This is a genomic window from Streptomyces sp. NPDC045021 (assembly GCF_056432645.1).
This window is the reverse complement of the sequence record NZ_JBWKIQ010000013.1, coordinates 149,190-170,072: the sequence shown is the minus strand read 5'-3', so window position 1 is coordinate 170,072 and position 20,883 is coordinate 149,190. Positions and strand designations below refer to the sequence as shown.

The window sequence follows — 20,883 nt, the reverse complement described above, 5'->3', positions numbered from 1 at the left end:
CCCCTTCTGATCCCGGCGGATCAGAAGGGGCCCTCACGCGTTTCCGGTCCCACTTACCCGCACCCGAGCCATCCCCGCCCTAAGCCACCCGGCTCGTCGTCGCTATGCGCATGTTCATCGCGCAGGGGATCGTGCCGTCCGGGAGGGCGAGGGAGGCCGCGCCGCCGATGAACGTTTCGCGCAGCGCGGCCGTGGCGTCCTGGGGGAGGGGGCCGAGGTCGTACAGGGCGGAGAGGGTGACCCATACGTCTTCGAGCGGACCGCTCAGGTCGATCCGTACGGTCTCCCAGGTGACCGGGGCGAAGCCGGCCGGAGTGAGGATCGCGTCCAGGCCCTCGCGGCCGCGGGTCCGCCGGTCGCCCATGCGCGGGATGCGGTGCGTGGCGGGCACCTCGTCGATGACCGGGCTCGCCAGCGCGATGAAGAGCTCGTACGCCTCACCGCCCACGGCTCCGCCGCCCAGGGCGAGCGCCAGCAGGCCGCCGGGGGCCAGGGTCCGGGCGAGTTCGGCGGCGACCTGGTCGACGTCGTTCATGAGCATCAGCGCCATGTGGGAGACGCACGCGTCGAAGTGGTCGGCAGGGAAGGGCAGGTCCTGGGCGCGGGCCTCCAGGAGCGTCGCGCCGACCAGCGCCGGGCGGCGGCGCGCGAGGGCCAGGTCGTCGGGGGAGAGGTCGACACCGGCGAGCTCCCGGCCGCCGGCCGACGCGCCGTCCGCCCGCGCCACCAGCTCCAGCAGGAACCCGTCCCCGCAGCCCAGATCCAGCACGCGCCGGCGCCCGGCGACCAGGTCGCTCAGGATGCGGTAGCTGGAGCGGCCGTCGGCGTCCCGGCCACGGGCCAGGGAGCGTGACGTCACCGCCGGATGCTCGGCGTGGAAGGCGCGCAGGAACGATTCTTCGGCTGTCGTCATCACCCTTCTGACCCTATGTCGGACAACGCCGGTGAGTGAGGCGTTGGCCCACACGGGGTGTCGGCCGGGGGTTCATGGGGCGACACGGGTGCGCTAGAGGTGCGCCACTGACTGCTTTGCGGTGTCATGAGGAGCTAAGTGTCATTTGTGACCCATGAGGAGGCACGCGATGCGCGGATCCACGCGCTTGAAGTGGGCCGTCTGTGCGACGGCCGTCGCCCTGGCGGCCACCGCCTGTGGCGGAGGGGGCAGCGACAGCGGTGGTGGAGGCGGCGCGTCGGGAATCGTCAGTGCCTCGTGGGGAGACCCGCAGAACCCGCTGGAGCCGGCCAACACCAATGAGGTGCAGGGCGGCAAGGTCCTCTCCATGTTGTTCCGGGGACTGAAGCAGTACAACCCGAAGACCGGCGCGGCGGAGAACATGATCGCGGAGTCGATCACGACCTCCGACTCGCAGACCTTCAAGATCAAGATGAAGGACGGCTGGACGTTCAGCGACGGTGACAAGGTCACCTCCGACTCGTTCATCAACGCCTGGAACTACGACGCCCTGCTGAAGAACGCTCAGAAGAACGCGAGCTTCTTCAACTACATCGAGGGCTACGACAAGGTCCACCCGGAAGCGGAAGGTGCCTCCTCCACAGCCCAGACGCTCTCCGGCCTGAAGAAGGTCGACGACCTGAACTTCACGGTCACGCTCAACCAGAAGTTCTCGACCTGGCCCGACACCCTGGGCTACACGGCGTTCATGCCGCTGCCCAAGTCGTTCTTCACCAACCACGCGGCCTGGCTCAGCAAGCCGATCGGCAACGGCCCCTACCTGGTGGACTCGTACACCAAGGGCCAGACCATGAAGATGCGCAAGTGGACCGGTTACAAGGGCCCTGACGCGGCGCAGAACGGCGGTGTCGACCTGCGGGTCTACACCGACAACAACACCGCCTACACCGACCTGCAGGCCGGCAACATCGACCTGGTCGACGACATCCCGGCCTCGCAGCTGAAGAACGTGAAGGGCGATCTGGGCGACCGCTACATCAACCAGCCGGCCGGCATCATCCAGACCATCTCGTTCCCGATGTACGACCCGAAGTGGTCCGCAGCCGGCAAGGAGAAGGTCCGCCGCGGCCTGTCGATGGCGATCAACCGTGCGCAGATCACCGAGCAGATCTTCCAGAAGACCCGGCAGCCCGCCAGCGACTGGACCTCGCCGGTGCTCGGTGCATCGGGCGGCTTCAAGGCCGGACTGTGCAGCGATGCCTGCACCTTCAACCCGACCGAGGCGAAGAAGCTGGTCGAGGAGGGCGGCGGCCTGCCCGGCGGGCAGGTCACTCTCACCTCCAACGTCGACACCGGTTCGCACAAGGACTGGTCGGACGCGGTCTGCAACAGCATCAACAACGCGCTCGGCAACGACAAGGCGTGCGTCTTCAACCCGATCGGCACCTTCGCGGACTTCCGCTCCAAGGTCACCAGCAAGCAGATGACGGGCATGTTCCGCAGCGGCTGGCAGATGGACTACCCGCTGATCCAGAACTTCCTGCAGCCGCTGTATTACACGAACGCCTCGTCGAACGACTCGCACTACACCAGCGCGCCGTTCGACAAGCTCGTGAACGAGGCGAACGCCGAGACGGACATCGCCCAGGCCGTCTCGAAGTTCCAGGACTCCGAGAAGATCCTCGACACCGACATGCCGGTCATCCCGCTCTGGTACCAGAACGGCACCGCCGGCTACTCGGCCAAGATCTCGAACGTGACCCTCAACCCGTTCAGCGTCCCGGTCTACAACGAGATCAAGGTCAGCTGATCCGCGCGGTGGCCCGGCGCGGTGACCTCGCGCCGGGCCACCGCCCGACTTTGGGGAAGGCCCCATGGGACGCTATGTGATCCGGCGCCTGCTGCAGATGATCCCGGTGTTCATCGGCGCCACGTTCCTGATCTTCGTGATGGTGTACGCGCTCGGCGACCCGGTGGCCGCGTTCTTCGGCGACCGCGCCCCCGACCCCGCCACGGCCGCGCAGATCCGGCACCAGTACGGCCTCGACAAGCCGTTGTGGCATCAGTACCTCGACTACATGGGGAACATCTTCACCGGTGACTTCGGGACCGCGTTCAACGGGCAGCCCGTCACCGAACTGATGAAGAGCGCCTTCCCGGTGACGTTGCGCCTGACGCTTGTCGCGATCTTCTTCGAGATCGTCATCGGCATCACCTTCGGTGTGATCACCGGTATGCGCCGCGGCCGCCCCATCGACACCTCGGTGCTGCTGATGACGCTGGTCGTGATCTCCATCCCGGTCTTCGTGCTCGGCTATGTGCTGCAGTACGTGATCGCGGTGCAATGGGGCATCGGCGAGCCATCGGTATCGCCGGAGGCGCCGCTCAACGAACTGATCCTGCCCGGCATCGTGCTGGCCCTGGTCTCGCTGGCGTACGTCACCCGGCTGACCCGGACGTCCATCGCCGAGAACACCCGCGCCGACTACGTCCGCACCGCGGTCGCCAAGGGGCTGCCCCGGCGCCGCGTCATCCTGCGGCACCTGCTGCGCAACTCGCTCATCCCGGTGATCACCTTCATCGGGACGGACATCGGCGGCCTCATGGGCGGCGCGATCGTCACCGAGCGGATCTTCAACATCCACGGTGTCGGATACCAGCTCTACCAGGGCATCCTCCGGCACAACTCAGCGACAGTGGTCGGCTTCGTCACCATCCTGGTGATCGTCTTCCTGCTGGCGAACCTGCTCGTCGACCTGCTCTACGCGGTCCTGGACCCGAGGATTCGGTATGCCTGAGCAGTACGACCGATCGAACGAGTCCGTCGCCCCCACCGGCATGGGCGGATCGATGGACCTGGCCGCCTCCGAGGCCCAGACGCTCGATCACGGGCCGGGCCACGGACCGCAACCTGGCGGCCCGACGGGCAAGCCCCGCAGCCTGTGGTCCGACGCCTGGCACGACCTGCGGCGCAACCCGATCTTCATCATCTCCTCGCTGCTGATCGTCTTCCTGGTCATCATCTCGATCTGGCCCTCGCTGATCGCCAGCGGCAACCCGCTCCAGTGCGATCTGTCCAAGTCCCAGCAGGGCTCCTCGCCCGGCCATCCCTTCGGGTACGACAACCAGGGCTGCGACGTCTACACCCGGACCGTGTACGGCGCCCGCGCCTCGGTCACCGTCGGCGTCTGCGCCACGGCGGGCGTCGCGCTGCTGGGCGGCGTCCTGGGCGGCCTGGCCGGCTACTTCGGCGGCACGTCGGACGCGGTGCTCTCCCGGATCAGTGACATCTTCTTCGCGATCCCGATCATCCTCGGCGGCCTGGTCTTCCTGTCGGTCGTCACCAACTCCACGGTGTGGCCGGTCATCGGCTTCATGGTGCTGCTCGGCTGGCCGCAGATCGCCCGTATCGCGCGCGGTTCGGTGATCACCGCCAAACAGAACGACTACGTCCAGGCGGCCAAGGCGCTGGGGGCGAACCACCGCCGCATCCTGTTGCGGCACATCGCCCCGAACGCGGTCGCCCCGGTGATCGTGGTCGCGACCATCGCGCTCGGCACGTACATCGCGCTGGAGGCGACGCTGTCCTGGCTCGGGGTGGGCCTCAAGCCGCCGACCGTCTCCTGGGGCATCGACATCTCGGCGGCATCCACCCAGATCCGCAACGCACCGCACATGCTGCTGTGGCCCGCGGGGGCGCTGAGCATCACCGTGCTCGCGTTCATCATGCTCGGCGACGCGGTGCGCGACGCCCTCGACCCCAAGCTGCGCTGACGGAGGCGTTCCATGACCAGCCTGATCACGCAGGTCGAACCGGATCCGGCGGTTCCGGAGGCCATCCTGCTGGACGTGCGGGACCTGCACGTCGAATTCCGCACCCGGGACGGGGTCGCCAAGGCCGTCAACGGCGTCGACTACACCGTGAGCGCGGGCGAGACGCTCGCGGTGCTCGGCGAGTCCGGCTCGGGAAAGTCGGTGACCGCGCAGGCGATCATGGGCATCCTGGACTCGCCGCCCGGCTTCGTCACCAAGGGCGAGATCATCTTCCGGGGCCAGGACCTGCTGACGATGGGCAAGGAGGACCGTCGCAAGGTGCGCGGCGAGCGGATGGCGATGATCTTCCAGGACGCGCTGTCCTCGCTGAACCCGGTGCTGAGCGTCGGTGAACAGCTCGGCGAGATGTTCACCGTCCACCGGGGGATGTCGCGCAAGGACGCCAAGGTCAAGGCGATCGAGCTGATGGAGCGGGTGCGCATCCCCGCCGCGAAGCAGCGGGTGGGCGACTACCCGCACCAGTTCTCCGGCGGTATGCGCCAGCGCATCATGATCGCGATGGCGATGGCCCTGGAGCCCGACCTGATCATCGCCGACGAGCCGACGACGGCGCTGGACGTGACGGTCCAGGCGCAGGTGATGGAGCTGCTCGCGGAGCTCCAGCGCGAGCTGCACATGGGTCTGATCCTGATCACCCACGACCTGGGCGTGGTCGCGGACGTCGCCGACAAGATCGCGGTGATGTACGCGGGCCGGATCGTCGAGACCTCGCCCGTGCACGACATCTACCGCAAGCCGGCCCACCCGTACACCAAAGGCCTGCTCCGCTCGATCCCGCGCCTGGACCAGAAGGGCCAGGAGCTCTACGCGATCAAGGGCCTGCCACCGAACCTGCTGCACATCCCGTCCGGCTGTGCCTTCAACCCGCGCTGCCCGATGGCGCAGGCCGTCTGCAGGACCGATGTGCCGCCGCTGTACCCCGTCAGCGATACGCGGGCCAGCGCCTGCCACTTCTGGAAAGAGACCATCGGTGAGTGAGCCCACGACCCACTTGACGAAGGTGCCCCCCGGCGCGTCGGACAAGGAGCCGATCCTCAGTGTCCGCGGCCTGGTCAAGCACTTCCCGCTGACCCAGGGCATCATCTTCCGCAAGCAGATCGGCGCGGTGAAGGCGGTCGACGGGGTCACCTTCGACCTCTACCAGGGCGAGACGCTCGGCATCGTCGGCGAGTCCGGCTGCGGCAAGTCCACCGTCGCCCGGCTCCTGATGAACCTGGAGACGGTGACTGCCGGTGAGGTGCTCTACAAGGGCGAGGACATCACCAAGCTGTCCGGGAAGGCCCTCAAAAGCGTCCGCCGCAACATCCAGATGGTGTTCCAGGACCCGTACACCTCGCTGAACCCGCGCATGACGGTCGGCGACATCATCGGCGAGCCGTACGAGATCCACCCGGAGGTCGCCCCGAAGGGCAGCCGGCGCAAGAAGGTCGAGGACCTGCTCGACGTCGTCGGCCTCAACCCCGAGTACATCAACCGCTATCCGCACCAGTTCTCCGGCGGCCAGCGGCAGCGCATCGGCATCGCCCGCGGCCTGGCGCTGCGCCCGGAGATCATCGTGGCGGACGAGCCGGTCTCCGCGCTGGACGTGTCGGTCCAGGCACAGGTCATCAACCTGATGGCGCGGCTGCAGGGCGAGTTCGACCTGTCGTACATGTTCATCGCCCACGACCTGTCGATCGTCCGGCACATCTCCGACCGGGTCGGCGTGATGTACCTCGGCAAGATCGTCGAGATCGGCAACGACGACCAGATCTACGAGCACCCGACGCACCCGTACACCCAGGCGCTGCTGTCGGCCGTCCCCGTTCCCGACCCGGACGCCCGCGACCGGCGCGAGCGGATCATCCTCGTCGGTGACGTACCGTCCCCGGCGAACCCGCCGTCGGGCTGCCGGTTCCGTACCCGCTGCTGGAAGGCGCAGGAGCGCTGCACGCTGGAGGAGCCGCTGCTCGCCGTCCCGGCGGTCTTCCGGGGGCTCGACTCGCCCGCCGCGCACCCCAGCGCATGCCACTTCGCGGAGGAGAAGCGGGTGGTCCCGCCGGAGGACTGACTTAGCCGGGAGGTGCGGGCGGCCGTCCGGGCGCCGGGACGACCGTCGGCGGGCGGGCACGGCCGTCCGGACGTGCGCACGCCGCGGCCCGTACCCGGGTGCTGCTGGGGTGTCCGGGTACGGGCCGCGGGCCGAACGGAGGACGGGAGCCCGGGTCAAAGGGTCTTTTCCGCCGCCCCCTCGATCGCGGCCAGCGCCGGGTCGAGGACGATGTCCTCTTCCCTTGCCGCGATCGTCGGTTCTTCGGGGAAGTGGCACGCCGTGAGGTGGCCTTCCAGGTTGCCGCCGATCTGGATCAGCGGTGGCTCCTCCGCCGCGCACTTGTCCTGCGCCTTCCAGCAACGGGTGCGGAAGCGGCAGCCGGACGGCGGGTTGATGGGGGAGGGGACGTCGCCGGCCAGCCGGATGCGCTCGCGCTGGTCGTCGTCCGGGTCCGCCTCGGGCGAGGCGGAGAGCAGTGCGTGGGTGTACGGGTGGCGGGGCTGCTCGTAGATGTCCTTGCGGGTGCCGACCTCGACGATCTTGCCGAGGTACATGACGGCGACGCGCTGCGAGAAGTGCCGCACGATCGCCAGGTCGTGGGCGATGAAGAGGAACGCGATACCCAGCTCCTTCTGCACCTTCTGCAGCAGGTTGACGACCTGCGCCTGGATCGACACGTCGAGCGCGGAGACCGGCTCGTCGGCGACGATCAGCTTGGGCTCCAGGGCGAGGGCGCGTGCCACGCCGATGCGCTGCCGCTGGCCGCCGGAGAACTCGTGCGGGAAGCGGTTGTAGTGCTCGGGGTTGAGACCGACGATCTCCAGCAGCTCGCGGACCCGGGCGGCCCGGCCGCCCGGCGGATTGATCTTGTTGATCTCCATCGGGCCGGAGACGATGTTGCCGACCGTCTGCCGCGGGTTCAGTGAGGCGTACGGGTCCTGGAAGATCATCTGGATCTCGGAGCGGATCGGCGCCAGTTCCCTGCGCGACGAGTGCGTGATGTCCTGGCCCCGGTAGCTGATCTTCCCGGCGGTAGGTTCCAGGAGCCGGGTCACCAGCCGGCCGGTGGTGGACTTGCCGCAGCCGGACTCCCCGACGAGGCCGAGGGCCTCGCCCTCGCCGATGTGGAAGTCGACGCCGTCCACGGCGCGCACATCACCGACATGGCGCCGGACGATGAAGCCGCCGCGGATCGGGAAGTACTTGCCCAGTCCCGACACCTCCAGCAGGGGTGCGCCGGAGGAGTCCCGGGGGGCGGGCACGGTGGCCAGGGTCTGCTGTTCGCTCATGGTGGTTTCTCGACTCCTGATCAGCGCAGCCGCGGCTGGATCTGCTCGATGAAGATGTCCTGCTTCTGGTCCGCCGAGAGGTGGCAGGCCGCACCGCGGCGCTTGCCATCGGGGATGACGGGACGCTCCTGCACGCAGCGGTCTCCGCCGACCTGCTCCGTGAATTCGCAGCGCGGGTGGAAGGGACAGCCGGACGGCGGGTTGAGCAGGCTGGGCGGGCTGCCCGGGATGGGGGACAGCGGCACGTCCACCGAGGCGGAGAGCCGCGGGATCGACCCCAGCAGGCCCCAGGCGTACGGGTGTTGCGGTTCCTTGAGGATCTCGCGGACGGTGCCGCGTTCCACCGCGCGCCCCGCGTACATCACCACCACGTCGTCGGCGGTGTTGGCGATCACCCCCAGGTCGTGGGTGATCAGGATGATCGCGGTGCCGGTCTCCCGCTGGAGCTCCTTGAGCAGGTCGAGGATCTGCGCCTGCACGGTCACGTCGAGCGCGGTCGTCGGCTCGTCGGCGATGACCAGGGCCGGGTCGCAGACGAGCGACATGGCGATCATCGCGCGCTGCCGCATCCCACCGGAGAACTGGTGCGGGTAGTCGTCAACCCGCTCCTTCGCCTGCGGGATGCCGACCTTGTCCAGCATCTCGATGGCCCGGGCGCGGGCCGCCTTCCGGGAGGCGCCCATGTGCTTCATATAGGGCTCGGCGATCTGCCGGCCGACCGTGTAGTACGGCGACAGCGCGGTCAGCGAGTCCTGGAAGATCATGGCCATCTTCTTGCCGCGGAGCTTCTCCAGCGTGCGCTCCGAGGCCCCCGTCAGCTCCTGGCCGTCGAGGGTGATCGCGCCCCTGACCGTGGTGTTGCGCGGGTTGTGCAGGCCCAGGATCGCCATGTTCGTGACGGACTTCCCGGAGCCCGACTCGCCCACGATGCCGAGGGTCTTCCCGCGTTCCAGGTCGAAGGAGAGACCGTCGACGGCCTTGACGGTGCCGTCCTCGGTGGCGAACTGGACGTACAGGTCGCGGACCGAGAGGAAGGGCGGTGAGACCTGGGACGAGGGCTCGGCCTCGGCCTTGGTGAGGATGGTCACGGACGGTTCTCCTGCCGGGTCGTGCGGCGTTCGGGACGGCGGGGGCTGACGGCGGTCATGTGAGCCGGATCCGCGGGTCGATGAAGGCGTAACAGGCGTCGACGACGATGTTGGAGAGCACGATGGCGGTGGCACCTACCAGCATCACCGCCATCTCCAGCGGAAGGTTGGCCTGCAGGACGGCCGCCACCGAGAGGGTCCCGAAACCGTGCAGGCCGAAGGTGGCCTCCGTGATGATCGCGCCGCCGAGCACCGATCCGAGGTCGATGCCGAAGATGGTGATGATGGAGGCCGCGGTGCCGCGCATCGCATACCGGAAGAAGACGTAGCGCGAGGACATCCCCTTGGCGCGGGCGGTCCTGATGTGGTCCTCCGACATCTGCTCCACCATCAGCGAGCGGGTCTGCCGGCTGTAGTTGGACCAGAAGATCACCGACATGATCAGGCACGGAAGGATCAGGCCGGTGATCGAGCCCAGCGGGTCCGACGTCCAGTCCGGGTCGTGTCCGCGGTCGAGCCACCCGAGCCTCGTGGAGAAGAACAGGATGGCCAGCGGGCCGATGAAGTAGATCTGGACCGAGTTGCCGACCAGCGAGATGGAGCTGGCGATCCGGTCGAATGTCTTGCCCTGCTGCCAGGCGGAGAGCAGGCCCAGGCCGACACCGATGGTCAGGAAGGTGGCCGCGCCGCCGATGGCCAGCGACAGGGTCGTTGGGAACCGGTCGGTGAGCGTGGGCCAGATCGGCTGGCGGTCCGCGAAGGAGTAACCGAAGCAGGGGGCCGGGCAGGGGCCGATCTCGAAGGTCCGCCCGACGAAGATGCCCTTCATGTAATGCCAGTACTGCAGGTAGACCGGCTGGTCCAGGCCCAGGTTCTTGCGGATCTGGGCGACGTTCTGCGGGTCGCACTGCTTCCCGCAGGAGAGCATCGCCGGATCGGTGGGGAGCACGAAGAAGAGAAAGTACGTGACAGCGCTGATGGCCACGAGGATGACGGCGGCGCCGAGTACGCGTCGAACGAGGAAACGGAGCATCGGACAAGCTCTTCCGTAGGGGCGCGATCGGCGGCGCCGCGCGGTTCAATCAGGGCACCCGGCCCCGGCGGTGAGGCCGGGGCCGGGTGCCATGCGCTGGAACTACTTGACGAATACGGTGCTGGGGTTGATGACGCCGACCACCTGGTTGTAGGTGATGCCGCCAAGGCCCTCGCCGTAGACACCGAAGAACTTGTCGAAGAGGAACGGCACCTGAGAGGTGTCGGTCTTCAGGACGTACTCCGACAGGACGCGCCACTCATCGGCCTGCTTGGTGAGGTCGGTGATCTGCTGGATCCGGTCGATCTCCGAGTTGACCTTGGGGTCGTTGAGGAACGAGTAGTTGTTGGTGCCATCCGCCAGGTTGCGGCCGTCCATGGTCGGCGGGACCACGGTGGAGGCGTTCGGCCAGTCGGCGCCCCAGCCGGTGCGGTACAGGTCGTACGGGGTGTTGACCTTGCCGACGACCGTGTAGTAGCTGGTCGGGTCGATGGCCTTACGGGTGACCTCGAAGCCCGCCTTCTGCAGCGAGTTGGCGACGATCAGGGAGATGTTCTGCCAGCGGGTGGTGTTGGAGTAGGCGTAGGACAGCTTCGGGTGCTCCTGTCCCGCCTCCTTCAGCAGCGCCTTGGCCTTCTCGATGTCACCGGTCGGCGCGCTGAGCTTGCCGAACGGGTCGAAGGCCTTCCAGCCGGCGACCGTCGGGCTGATGAGCGTGGTGCCGAGCTCGCCCTGGGCGGCGCCGCCGAACGCGGTCTGCACCTGGGTCATCGGGAACGCGTAGGCGATGGCCTGGCGGATCCGGGGGTCGGTGATCCGCTTGGTGTTGATGTTCAGGACCTCGACGTACGGCTGGTACTCGCTGACCGTCCGCGCCTTGTACTGCGGGTCCGTCGACAGGGTCTGCATCTTCTCCGGTGCGGCGGCGCCGGACAGGTCGATGCCGGTCCTGTCGTTGCCGGAGCCGGCCATCAGACGGTCGGTGAGACCCGGCTGGGCGATGCCCAGCGAGAAGTTCCAGCTGTCCGGGTAGGCGTTGCGGATCGCGTCGGTCTTCGGGTCCCAGTTGGTGTTGCGGACGAAGACCAGCGACTTGCCCGGCTGGTAGCTGGAGATCTTGTACGGGCCGGACGAGACCGGGTGGTTGTTGTACTTGTCCTTGTCGTCCTTGGCCTTCGGCACCGGCGAGATGTTCGGCATCGCCATGGCGTACGGGGCGTCAGGGTGGGCTTCCTTGAAGTGGAAGACCAGCGTCGAGTCGTCCGGGGTGTCCAGGACGCTCGCGGGGAGTTCCTTGCCCTCGTACGGGCCGGTGTAGGCCTTGCGGTAGTCGGGGCCGAGCAGCCACTTCTGGACGTACTGCGGGCCCTGCGTCTGGTACCCGGCGAAGAGCCGCTCGATGCCGTACTTCACGTCCTTGGACGAGATCGGGGTCCCGTCCTCGAACTTCAGACCGCTCTTGAGCTTGTACGTCCAGGTCTTGGCGCCGTCCGACAGCACACCGGTGTCCGTCGCCAGGTCGCCGACGAGAATGGTCTTCTTGGTCTTGGCGTCGATCTTGTAGCCGGTCAGCGTGCGGTTGTACAGCAGCGAGACCGACATCTGGTCGCTGACGTACTGCTGGCCCGGGTCGAGGTAGTCGAAGCCGGCCTGGTCCAGGTCGTGGACGGTGCCGCCCTTCTTGGCGCCGTCGATCTCGGGCGCCGGGCCGGTGGAATCCGCGGCGGTTCCGAGCCCGAAGTTCTGGGCGGTGGCCTTCGTGTCGCCGCCCTTGCCGCCGGTGCCGCCGGTGTCATTGCTGCTGCCGCTGCTGCATGCGGCTGCCAGCGTCAGAGCCCCCACCGCCAAGCACGCGGAGGCGAAGCGAGCCTTGCGAGATCTCATGAATTCCTGCCTGTCACAGAACGGAACTGCCACCGATGCCGACATGCCCGTTTCCGCAGGTGCGGACCGGTATGACGACCTGGACGATCAACGAATGGTCTTGGGATCGAGCGCATCCCGGACCGAATCCCCGAGCAGGTTGAAGGCGACCACGAAGAGGACCATCGCGATGCCGGGGAAGAACATGAACGTGACGTCGTTCTCGTAGTAGTTCGCGGCGGTCTGGAACATGAGGCCCCAGTCCGGCGTGGGCGGGAGAATTCCGACACCGAGGAAGGAAAGGCCCGCCTCTGTGGTGACGTACACCGGGAGCAGCAGTGTCGACTGGACGAGAATGGTGCTCCAGATGTTCGGCAGCAGCTCCTTGCGGATGATCCGCCAGGAAGAGGCACCGCTGATCCGCGCCGCTTCTACGAACTCGCGTTCACGCAATGAGAGAACCTGCGCTCGAACCAGCCGCCCGATGCTCATCCAGCCAAGTACCGACTGGACGATGATCAATGCGAAGAACCTCACATACGTGGGTTCTTCCTGGTTGGTCGTGACGAACAGGGACACCACCACAGGGGTGAACACGATGAAGAACAGCTGGCTGGGGAAGGCCAGGAAGAAGTCCGAGACCCGGCCGAGCGCGTAATCCGACTTGCCGCCGAGGTAGCCCTGCACGAGGCCGATGAGGACACCGACCACGACCGAGGCGATCGTCACGCAGGTTGCGATGATCAACGAGGTGCGGATGCCGTAGATCAGCAGGGTGAACACGTCGCGGCCCAGCTGCGGTTCGATCCCGAACCAGAAGTCGCCGTCCACGCCGCCGTTCGGTTTGAGCGGCAGGCCGAAGCTGTTCATCAGGCCCTGGTCCTGCCCGTACAGCTCGTACGGGTTCTTGCCGTACAGCTTGGCGATCAGGGGGGCAGCCGCCGCCACGAGGATGAAGCCGATGACGATGACGGCACAGGCGATGCCGCTGCGGTCACGTTTGAAGCGGAGCCAGGCGAGCTGGCCTGGGGAACGCCCGACGAACTCGGGTGCCACTCCGGCTGTTTCGGCCGCCGTTTCAGTCCCGTCGGCCGGAGCCGGGTCGGGCTGCAAGGCGGCAGCTTGGGTTGGACTCGTCATTACGAATGCCCCCGCACCAAGAGTCTGTCTGCGCGACGGTGAAGTGCGTCACGGGTTGAGCGGACTTTGGCAATGGATTCATCGTTCAGTCAAGGGGGTGACGCGGGTAGAAATACTTGAGGGGTGCTTCTTGAGTGAAGATTTTGCAGATTGCCGTGTCCGCGTGCTTGACAAGCGCCAGTTGCCTGCAGCAAGTGTGGATGAAACAGGATCAATCCCGTTTACACCTCGGCAACTTGACTGTCGCCACACCGATATACGGACGTAGCACTCTGAACAGCGTACGGAGGTGGGGTTGTCGTGGCCCGCGATGATCACTCGGGCCGCCCGGGTGGACCGGCTTCGGGGAAAGCCTGTTCCCCTCCCTGATGTACGGGTATATCTATGGGAACGGTGTGCCTGGGGGGAGATGGCCTTGAATCAGGACAATGTGCTCGCGCGGGGAGCGCGAATCGCGGGTGGGATCATTTGTGCCGTTCTCATTGCGGCAGAGATCATTTGGATCGGCCGGGACATCGGCAATGTGGGCGTGAAAGACACATTTCTGACCTGGATCGGTCGACTTTTCACTGGTCAGGAACACGCGCCCCTCGGAACGTCCATCACGGACGTGATCCTGGTCGTCATCTATCTCGGCGCATTGCTGGCCGCGTCGAAGCCGATGGCCTCCGGCGCCTTCGTGACCGCCGGTGTGATCACGTTCTTCTACCGGGTCCCGCTGCTGTGGATCCTGAGCGAGGACGCCACCAAGGGCCTCCACCTGCGGGACCGGGCGCTGCTCACCGCGATCGGCGCGGTCCTCGCCTCCATGGCGCTGATCGTCATCGCGGCCGCCGGACGCCGCCCGGTGGTCTCACCGGCCGACGGCGAGCCGCCCGCCCCGCCGCGCACCGGACCTGCGATCTTCGGCGGACTGTTGCTGATGTTCCTGGCGCTGGCCGCTGTCGCGTGGGAGGCCTACTACATCGACCAGTTCACCTCGGACCGCATGGGACCGTTCTCGTACTGGCGCCAGTTCACCGGGCAGCAGCCCAGCGGCGTCCTGCTCGCCCCGCCGGGTTTCTGGATCGACTGGGTGACGGCCGCGCTGTGCATGGTCGCCGCGGTGCAGGCGTTCGCCAGGAAGCCGGTGGCGCGCCCACTGGGCATGGCGCTGGGCTGGGTGCTGGCCGGCTACGCGGTGTACACGCTGAACTTCTACGCCAAGCGGAAGATGCTCTTCAAGTTCGGCGACCTGGAAACCAGCGACATCCTGCAGCAGCTCACCTCCGTCGCGGAGGTCGTCGCGGGAATCCTGATCATCCTGCTGCTCGCGCTGCGCGGCACCCAACGCCCGCAGGTGGCGGGCGCCTGGGGGGCGCCCGCCGGGCAGTACGGCGCGTGGGGCACGCCGCCCGCCCCCGCCCCGTACAACGATGCCCCGTACGGGCAGTCGGCGTTCGGCACCCCGCCGCCCCTCCCGCCGGAGTACCCGCCGAACGCGCCACCGCGCCCGCAGTCGCCGCCCGGTTGGTAGGAGCGGTGCTGCGGGCGCGGGTCGCGCGCGCGTCGGCCGGGTACTACGCGACGTCCAGCGTCCGCTTCAGGAACGCCACCTGGAGCAGCAGCAGGTTCTCCGCGACCTCCTCCTGCGGGGTCATGTGCGTGACCCCCGAGAGCGGGAGTACCTCGTGCGGCCGGCCGGCGGCCAGCAGCGCGGAGGAGAGCCGCAGCGAATGCGCCACCAGGACGTTGTCGTCCGCGAGACCGTGGATGATCATCATCGGCCGGATCTGGTCGGCCGCGCCCGACAACCCCTGGTCGGTGACGAGGGAGTTGGCGGCGTACACCTCGGGGTGCTCGTCCGGGTGGCCGAGGTAGCGCTCCTGGTAGTGGGTGTCGTACAGCCGCAGGTCGGTGACGGGCGCGCCGACGACTCCCGCGTGGAAGACGTCCGGGCGGCGCAGCACGGCGAGTGCGGAGAGATAACCGCCGTACGACCAGCCGCGGATGCCGACCCGGTCCAGGTCCAGCGGGTACGACCCGGCCAGCGCGTGCAACGCCTCGACCTGGTCGTCCAGCGTCACGCCCGCGAGATTGCCGACCACGGACTTCTCCCAGGCGGGGGAGCGGCCGGGGGTGCCGCGGCCGTCCGCGACGATCACCGCGAAGCCCTGGTCGGCGAACCACTGCGAGACCAGGTGGGCGTTGTGCGCGGACACCACGCGCTGGCCGTGCGGCCCGCCGTACGGGTCCATGAGCACCGGCAGCGGCCCGTCACCCTCCCGGTACCCGGTGGGCAGCAGTACCGCCGCCGGGATCCGGCGCTCGCCCGCCTCGGTCAGCCGGACGACCGCCCGCAGCGTCGGCTGCAGGGCGTACGAGGTGACGACGGCGATCGGCTTGTCGTCCCGCAGCACCCGTACCCGGGCACCGGCGGTCTCCAGGGTGGCCGAGGTGAGCACCGTCAGGGCCCCGGAGCGGACCGCGGAGTGCACGCCCGGTTCGTCCGACACGCGGGTGACGCCGTGATCGGCCACCCGGTAGACGTGGATCTCCCCGATCTCGGCCGCGTCCGCCGCCGCACCGGCCGACGCCGAGACCAGGACGTCGTCCGCGGTGATTTCGAGCACGGCCCTGATGTGCAGCTGCGGGCCGGTCAGCGGCCGGTCGCCGACGACCAGGACGCGCGCCCCCGCCTCCTCGGCGATCCTGACCAGCTTCCCGTCCGGCGTCCAGGCCGGCACCCCGGGGAAAAGATCCAGCCAATCCTGATCTTCCTCCGCGTGCACCGGATGGGTGCGACCCGTGGCGGCGTCGACGCTGAGGAAGAGCTGACTGCGCTGGTCGCGGGCCTGGACGAGCAGAACGGGCGGGCCGGCCGCGGACCAGTGCACCTGCGCGAGATACGGGTAGCGCTCCCGGTCCCACTCCACGTCCAGCCGGGAGCCGTCGAGGCCGACCAGGGCCAGCGTCACCACCGCGTTGGCCGTACCGGCCGCCGGGTAGGCGATCTCGGCCGGGCGGCGGTCCGGGTGCGCCGGGTCGGCGATCCACCAGCGCTGCACCGGGCTCTCGTCGACCCGGGCGGCCAGCAGCCGCTCACTGTCCGGTGACCACCAGAAGCCGCGGCTGCGCGACATCTCCTCCTGCGCGATGAACTCCGCCAGCCCCCAGGTCACCTCGTCGCCGTCCGGCTCCGCGAGCGCCCGGTCGTTGCCGCCGTCGGCGTCGACGACCCGCAGCGCCCCTCCCGCGACGTACGCCACCCGGCGCCCGTCGGGCGACGGCCGGGGGTCGACGACGGGGCCCGCGGTGGGCAGTTCGCGCGCCGTCCCGGCCCGCAGCTCGGCCACGAAGAGCCGTCCGGAGAGCGCGAACGCCGCCAGTTCCACGGTCTGGTCCACCGCATAACCGACCACCCCGGACGACCCCTCACGGCTGCGCTCGCGCCGCGCCCGCTCCTGCGCGGAGAGCTCCTCGCCGGCCCCCGACAGCAGCGCCGCCGGATCCGCGGCGATCCGCTCCTGACCCGATTCCGGATCGAGGATCCACAGCAGGTTCGACGCGTCGGTTCCGGACCGGGACCGCAGGAACGCCACGCGCTCCCCGTCCGGTGAGACGGTGAACGCCCGGGGCGAACCCAGCGTGAAGCGCTGCGTTCGGGCGTGCTGACGTGGAAACGAGAGCTCTTCAGTCATGCCACCGACCCTAGAGGGCGGTACCGGGCGCCCACCGGGTCTGGCGGAAAACCGGCTATGCGCCCCCGCGTGCTTCCGTGCACCGAGATATGCGGTGGCACGGAAAGTTATGATCAGTTGCCGTGTGTGGGTAAGGGTTAGTAGCAACTGGCAAGTGTCGTGCCCCTGCGTACCTGGGAGGTGAGCCGTTGTGGCGCTATCGATTTCGGCGGTGCTGCTGCTGCTGATCGTCGTGGCCCTGCTGGTCAAGAAGTCTGGGCTCAAAGGCGGTCACGCGGTGGTCTGCACGCTGCTCGGCTTCTACTTGGCGAGCTCCTCCGTGGCCCCGACGATCCAGCAGCTGACGACGAGCGTCGCGGGCATGATCGGGGGCTTCAAGTTCTGAGCCTCGCGGACCAGGTCGTTACGCTCTCCTCATGAGCGATCTCCCTCCCAGGCGGCTGCTGCTCGTCCACGCCCATCCGGACGACGAGTCGATCAACAATGGCGCGACGATGGCCAAATACGTGGCCGAAGGCGCCCATGTCACCCTCGTGACCTGCACTCTCGGCGAAGAGGGCGAGGTCATCCCGACCGATTTCGCGCATCTGGCCGCGGACCGTGACGACACTCTCGGGCGGCATCGCATCGGAGAGCTCGCCGCGGCGATGAAGGAGCTCGGCGTCACCGATCACCGCTTCCTGGGCGGGCCCGGCCGCTACCGCGACTCGGGGATGATGGGCGTCGTCCAGAACGAGAACCCGGACTGCTTCTGGCGCGCCGACGTGGACGAGGCCGCCGGCCATCTCGTGGAGGTCATCCGCGAGGTCCGGCCGCAGGTCCTGGTCGCCTACGACCCGAACGGCGGCTACGGGCACCCCGACCACATCCAGGCGCACCGCGTCGCGATGCGGGCGGCCGAGCTGGCCGAGGCCGAGGGCCACGGCATCGAGAAGATCTACTGGAACTGCATGCCGCGCTCGGTGATCGAGGAGGGCTTCGCGGCCCTCGAGGCGGCCGGTAAGGAGATCCCGTTCGAGGGGATCGCCTCGGCCGACGACGTACCGGGTGTGGTGGACGACGCACAGGTGACGGCCGCGATCGACGGAACCGCGTACGCGGAGCGGAAGGCCGCGGCGATGCGCGCCCATTTCACCCAGATCGCGGTGGACGGGCCGTTCTTCGCCCTCTCCAACGACCTCGGGCAGCCGCTCTTCGCCGCCGAGTACTACTCACTGGTGCGCGGGACCGCGGGTGCGGAGCGCGAGGACGACCTCTTCGCCGGGGTGACGGTATGAGCACGGGAACGGGTATGGGCGAGGGAGAGGTCGGGAGCGCGGGTATGGGCACCGTGCCGCGGATCGTGTCGTACTTCGGGCTCGGGGTGCTCGCCGCGCTGGTCGGCGGCGCGGGCGCGCTGGTCCAGGACGGCTGGTTCCCCGGCGGGCTGCTGCTCGCGCTGGCGGGAGTCGCCGGGCTGTTCTACGGCGGGGTGAAACTCACCGGCACCCGGCTGGGAGCGGTGGTGCCGGGCGCCGTGTGGCTGATCACCGTGATGCTGCTGAGCTCCGCGCGGCCCGAGGGCGACTTCCTCTTCGCGGCCGGTATCGGCCCGTACATCTACCTGTTGGGAGGGGCACTCATAGGAGTGGTCTGCGCCACTTTGCCGCAATTGCCCTCATCCGGGGTTAATGGCGCCCGACTTGGCGGCTGACCCGCTCTCCGTGGTGTGCTGAGCGGTGAGCGTTCCCCCGGTCACGGGGATCGCTCCGGCGCCGCCCAGTATGGTGGTGCGCGCTGGCGAGCCGCCTGAGGATGGCCGTGAGGTGGCGAAGCTAACCGGGAGAGCCTGCTTTGAGTCGTGAAACTGACAGTTCGTCCTCCGGGAACCAGGGGGGTCGCGGTGGCGCCGCGTACCCGTCGGGGACCCCGCCGTACGGAACCCGCCCGTTTCCGTCGCTGCACCCGCAGGAGGGGTCGCAGGACGGCGACGCCGCGCCCGAGGGGCAGGTGCCGCCTGCTCCCGAGGAGCCCAGGACCGAGACCACGATGACCACCCGGATCCGGATCAACATCCCCGGATCCCGGCCGATTCCGCCGCTGGTCATGCGCACTCCCGTCGAGGACCGCACGCCCGCGGAACCGTCCGGCGACACCGACCCGGGCCGCCCGGGGTCCAGTTGGAACGCCGTGCCGGCGCCCGCGCCGGCCGAGCCGGCCGCGGAACCGGAGCAGGAGCCGGCACCGGAGCGGACCAGCGACTGGTTCGCCCCGCGCAAGGGCGCCGCGACGCCCGCGCCGTCCCCCGCGCCCGGCCCGACGCCTCCTCCGGCGGCGGACAGCACCCAGCCGATCAGCCTCTCCGGCCTGCAGCCCCCCGACGACGGCCGCGACGCCCGCCCGGGGCCCCGCCCCGACGCCGGGGCCCGGCCGACCGGCGGACAGCCGACCGCGGGCCCGTACCTGGCGCCGCCGATGGGCACACCGCTCGGCGGCATGGGAGCCTTCCCCGGGAACCCGGACGACACCCCGTGGCCCGGCTCGAACCCGCTGGCCCCGCAGGACCCCGCCTTCAGCGACCCGTCCTACTCCGATCCCGGTTTCGCCGACCCCGCGTTCAACGGCCCCCCGTTCGGACCGGGCGGAGCGCCCGGCGACGGCGACCGCAACACGCCCTTCCCCGCCTACCAGCCGCCCGCGGGCCAGACCCCGCCGGGACCGGCAGGACCGACCGCGGGTCCGGTGACCGGTGCGGTGCGGCTGCCGCCCCTGGCGGGCCAGGGCGGACCCGGCGCCCCGGGTGCCGGCGCCCCCGGCCCGCGCCCCGGTGCTCCCGGTGCGCCCGGTGGACGCGTGTCGGGAGACACCCTGGTCAGCGGTATCCCGACGGTGCCGTCCGGTCCCAGGACGCCCAAGCCGCCGGCCGCCGGTGAGGACTCGTACCGCTTCGAGGCGGAGAGCACTCCCGCTCCCAAGGGCCGCTCCAAGGTGATATTGGCGGGCGGCCTCCTGGTCTTTCTCGCGGGCATCGCCTACGGCGCCGGCCTGCTGATGAACCACGCGGAAGTGCCCAAGGGCACCACCGTCCTCGGCGTCGACATCGGCGGGAAGTCGCGCGACGACGCCGTCAAGGCGCTCGACGCGAAGCTCGGCAACCGCATCACGGCCCCGATCAGGGTGAAGATCGGCAATCGGACGCTGGAGCTCAAGCCCTCCGTGGCCGGCCTCTCCATCGACAACCTGGCCACCGTCCGCGCGGTCGCGCACACCGACTACAACCCGGTCTCGGTGATCGGCTCGCTCCTCGGCGGAGCGCGGCCGGCCCACCCGGTGCTGATCGAGGACGACGAGAAGCTGAAGTCCGCGCTGCAGAACCTGTCGCAGCAGGCGGGCGGCGGATCCGGCTCCGAGGGCATGGTGAAGTTCGTCAGCGGCAAGGCCGTCGGCGTACCCGGCACCCCGCGGCAGGCGATCGACGTCGACAGTTCGATGAAGAAGGTCGCCGACGCGTACCGGACGCGCGCCGAGACGGGCCGCGACCAGCCGGTGGAGCTGTCCGCCACCACCGTGCAGCCGAAGGTGACCCAGGCCGAGATCGACCAGGCGCTCGCCGGCTTCGGCAAGACGGCGATGGCCGGAATCGTCACCGTGAAGGCCGACAGCCTGCACAAGGTCCCGTTCGGCCCGAACAAGTCGCTGCCCAAGTTCCTGACGATGGTCGCGGACAGCAACGGCAAGCTCCAGCCCTCCTTCGACCTGGCCGTCCTCAAGGACCTTTACGGCAAGGCGTTCACCGGCGTGCTCGTGGTGCGCGACAACGGCACGAAGACCGCCGTCACCCCGAAGGACGTCGCCGACGCGATGCTGCCGGCGCTCAATTCGTCGGACCAGTCCAAGAAGACCGTGGTGATCCCGCACGTGGCGAAGTAGCGCGAGGTCCCTGGCAGCGGTGGCGGACCCATGACATCTGTCATGGGGAAGACACGATGTCCGGCACTGCCGCGAGGGCCTGCCACTCGGCGAAGCTGATGC

General features: G+C 68.7%; 17 protein-coding genes. 10 read left to right on the top strand and 7 right to left on the bottom strand.

The annotated features are described in order from the left end of the window. Positions 1-79 precede the first annotated feature (79 nt). A complete protein-coding gene (locus AC07DC_RS32860; RefSeq protein WP_478918130.1) occupies positions 80-913 on the bottom strand; it encodes a class I SAM-dependent methyltransferase in 834 nt (277 codons plus the stop codon). A 169-nt stretch (positions 914-1,082) separates the two neighbouring features. Here AC07DC_RS32860 and AC07DC_RS32855 point away from each other — a divergent pair, with 169 nt between their 5' ends. From AC07DC_RS32855 to AC07DC_RS32835, 5 genes are all read left to right on the top strand, one after another. After that, the gene (locus tag AC07DC_RS32855; RefSeq protein WP_478918129.1) at positions 1,083-2,723 is read left to right on the top strand and encodes a peptide ABC transporter substrate-binding protein; all 1,641 of its coding nucleotides are present in this window, start codon (positions 1,083-1,085) and stop codon (positions 2,721-2,723) included. A gap of 64 nt (positions 2,724-2,787) precedes the next feature. Next, the gene (locus AC07DC_RS32850) at positions 2,788-3,711 is read left to right on the top strand and encodes an ABC transporter permease (RefSeq protein WP_478918128.1); all 924 of its coding nucleotides are present in this window, start codon (positions 2,788-2,790) and stop codon (positions 3,709-3,711) included. After that, entirely contained in the window at positions 3,704-4,687 is a 984-nt protein-coding gene (locus AC07DC_RS32845; RefSeq protein WP_478918127.1) for an ABC transporter permease, read from the top strand. Before AC07DC_RS32850 ends, AC07DC_RS32845 begins: the two co-directional genes overlap by 8 nt. A 63-nt stretch (positions 4,688-4,750) precedes the next feature. Then, positions 4,751-5,725, top strand: coding sequence for an ABC transporter ATP-binding protein (locus tag AC07DC_RS32840; RefSeq protein ID WP_478918206.1), 975 nt, complete (start codon positions 4,751-4,753; stop codon positions 5,723-5,725). Further along, positions 5,718-6,797, top strand: a complete 1,080-nt coding sequence (locus AC07DC_RS32835) for an ABC transporter ATP-binding protein (RefSeq protein ID WP_478918126.1) — start codon at positions 5,718-5,720, stop codon at positions 6,795-6,797. Before AC07DC_RS32840 ends, AC07DC_RS32835 begins: the two co-directional genes overlap by 8 nt. A 155-nt stretch (positions 6,798-6,952) precedes the next feature. Here AC07DC_RS32835 and AC07DC_RS32830 read toward each other — a convergent pair whose 3' ends face one another. The 5 genes from AC07DC_RS32830 to AC07DC_RS32810 all read right to left on the bottom strand — a co-directional run bounded on the left by AC07DC_RS32830 (position 6,953) and on the right by AC07DC_RS32810 (position 13,192). Next, positions 6,953-8,068, bottom strand: coding sequence for an ABC transporter ATP-binding protein (locus tag AC07DC_RS32830; RefSeq protein WP_478918125.1), 1,116 nt, complete (start codon positions 8,066-8,068; stop codon positions 6,953-6,955). 20 nt (positions 8,069-8,088) lie between these two features. Beyond that, the gene (locus AC07DC_RS32825) at positions 8,089-9,156 is read right to left on the bottom strand and encodes an ABC transporter ATP-binding protein (protein WP_478918124.1); all 1,068 of its coding nucleotides are present in this window, start codon (positions 9,154-9,156) and stop codon (positions 8,089-8,091) included. Positions 9,157-9,211: 55 nt separating this feature from the next. Continuing rightward, a complete protein-coding gene (locus tag AC07DC_RS32820; RefSeq protein WP_478918123.1) occupies positions 9,212-10,189 on the bottom strand; it encodes an ABC transporter permease in 978 nt (325 codons plus the stop codon). Positions 10,190-10,291: 102 nt separating this feature from the next. Continuing rightward, positions 10,292-12,073 carry an ABC transporter substrate-binding protein gene (locus AC07DC_RS32815; RefSeq protein WP_478918122.1) on the bottom strand — a complete coding sequence of 594 codons (1,782 nt, stop codon included), beginning with the start codon at positions 12,071-12,073 and terminating at the stop codon, positions 10,292-10,294. An 87-nt stretch (positions 12,074-12,160) separates the two neighbouring features. Further along, a complete protein-coding gene (locus AC07DC_RS32810) occupies positions 12,161-13,192 on the bottom strand; it encodes an ABC transporter permease (protein WP_478918121.1) in 1,032 nt (343 codons plus the stop codon). A 610-nt stretch (positions 13,193-13,802) separates the two neighbouring features. Here AC07DC_RS32810 and AC07DC_RS32805 point away from each other — a divergent pair. Then, positions 13,803-14,708, top strand: a complete 906-nt coding sequence (locus tag AC07DC_RS32805) for a hypothetical protein (protein WP_478918120.1) — start codon at positions 13,803-13,805, stop codon at positions 14,706-14,708. 43 nt (positions 14,709-14,751) lie between these two features. Here the strand turns inward: AC07DC_RS32805 and AC07DC_RS32800 are convergent, their stop codons facing one another. Further along, positions 14,752-16,872 (bottom strand): S9 family peptidase, encoded by a 2,121-nt coding sequence (locus AC07DC_RS32800; protein WP_478918119.1) that lies wholly within the window; start codon positions 16,870-16,872, stop codon positions 14,752-14,754. A gap of 190 nt (positions 16,873-17,062) precedes the next feature. Between AC07DC_RS32800 and AC07DC_RS32795 the strand changes: the two genes are divergently transcribed. From AC07DC_RS32795 to AC07DC_RS32780, 4 genes are all read left to right on the top strand, one after another. Then, positions 17,063-17,257: a hypothetical protein gene (locus tag AC07DC_RS32795; protein ID WP_138351021.1), complete on the top strand. Its 195-nt coding sequence runs from the start codon at positions 17,063-17,065 to the stop codon at positions 17,255-17,257. 31 nt (positions 17,258-17,288) lie between these two features. Continuing rightward, complete coding sequence (mshB, locus tag AC07DC_RS32790) at positions 17,289-18,149, top strand: N-acetyl-1-D-myo-inositol-2-amino-2-deoxy-alpha-D-glucopyranoside deacetylase (protein ID WP_478918118.1); 861 nt, start codon at positions 17,289-17,291, stop codon at positions 18,147-18,149. After that, the gene (locus AC07DC_RS32785; protein ID WP_478918117.1) at positions 18,146-18,565 is read left to right on the top strand and encodes a DUF6113 family protein; all 420 of its coding nucleotides are present in this window, start codon (positions 18,146-18,148) and stop codon (positions 18,563-18,565) included. Before mshB ends, AC07DC_RS32785 begins: the two co-directional genes overlap by 4 nt. 140 nt (positions 18,566-18,705) lie before the next feature. After that, positions 18,706-20,781, top strand: a complete 2,076-nt coding sequence (locus tag AC07DC_RS32780) for a VanW family protein (RefSeq protein WP_478918116.1) — start codon at positions 18,706-18,708, stop codon at positions 20,779-20,781. Positions 20,782-20,883 lie beyond the last annotated feature (102 nt).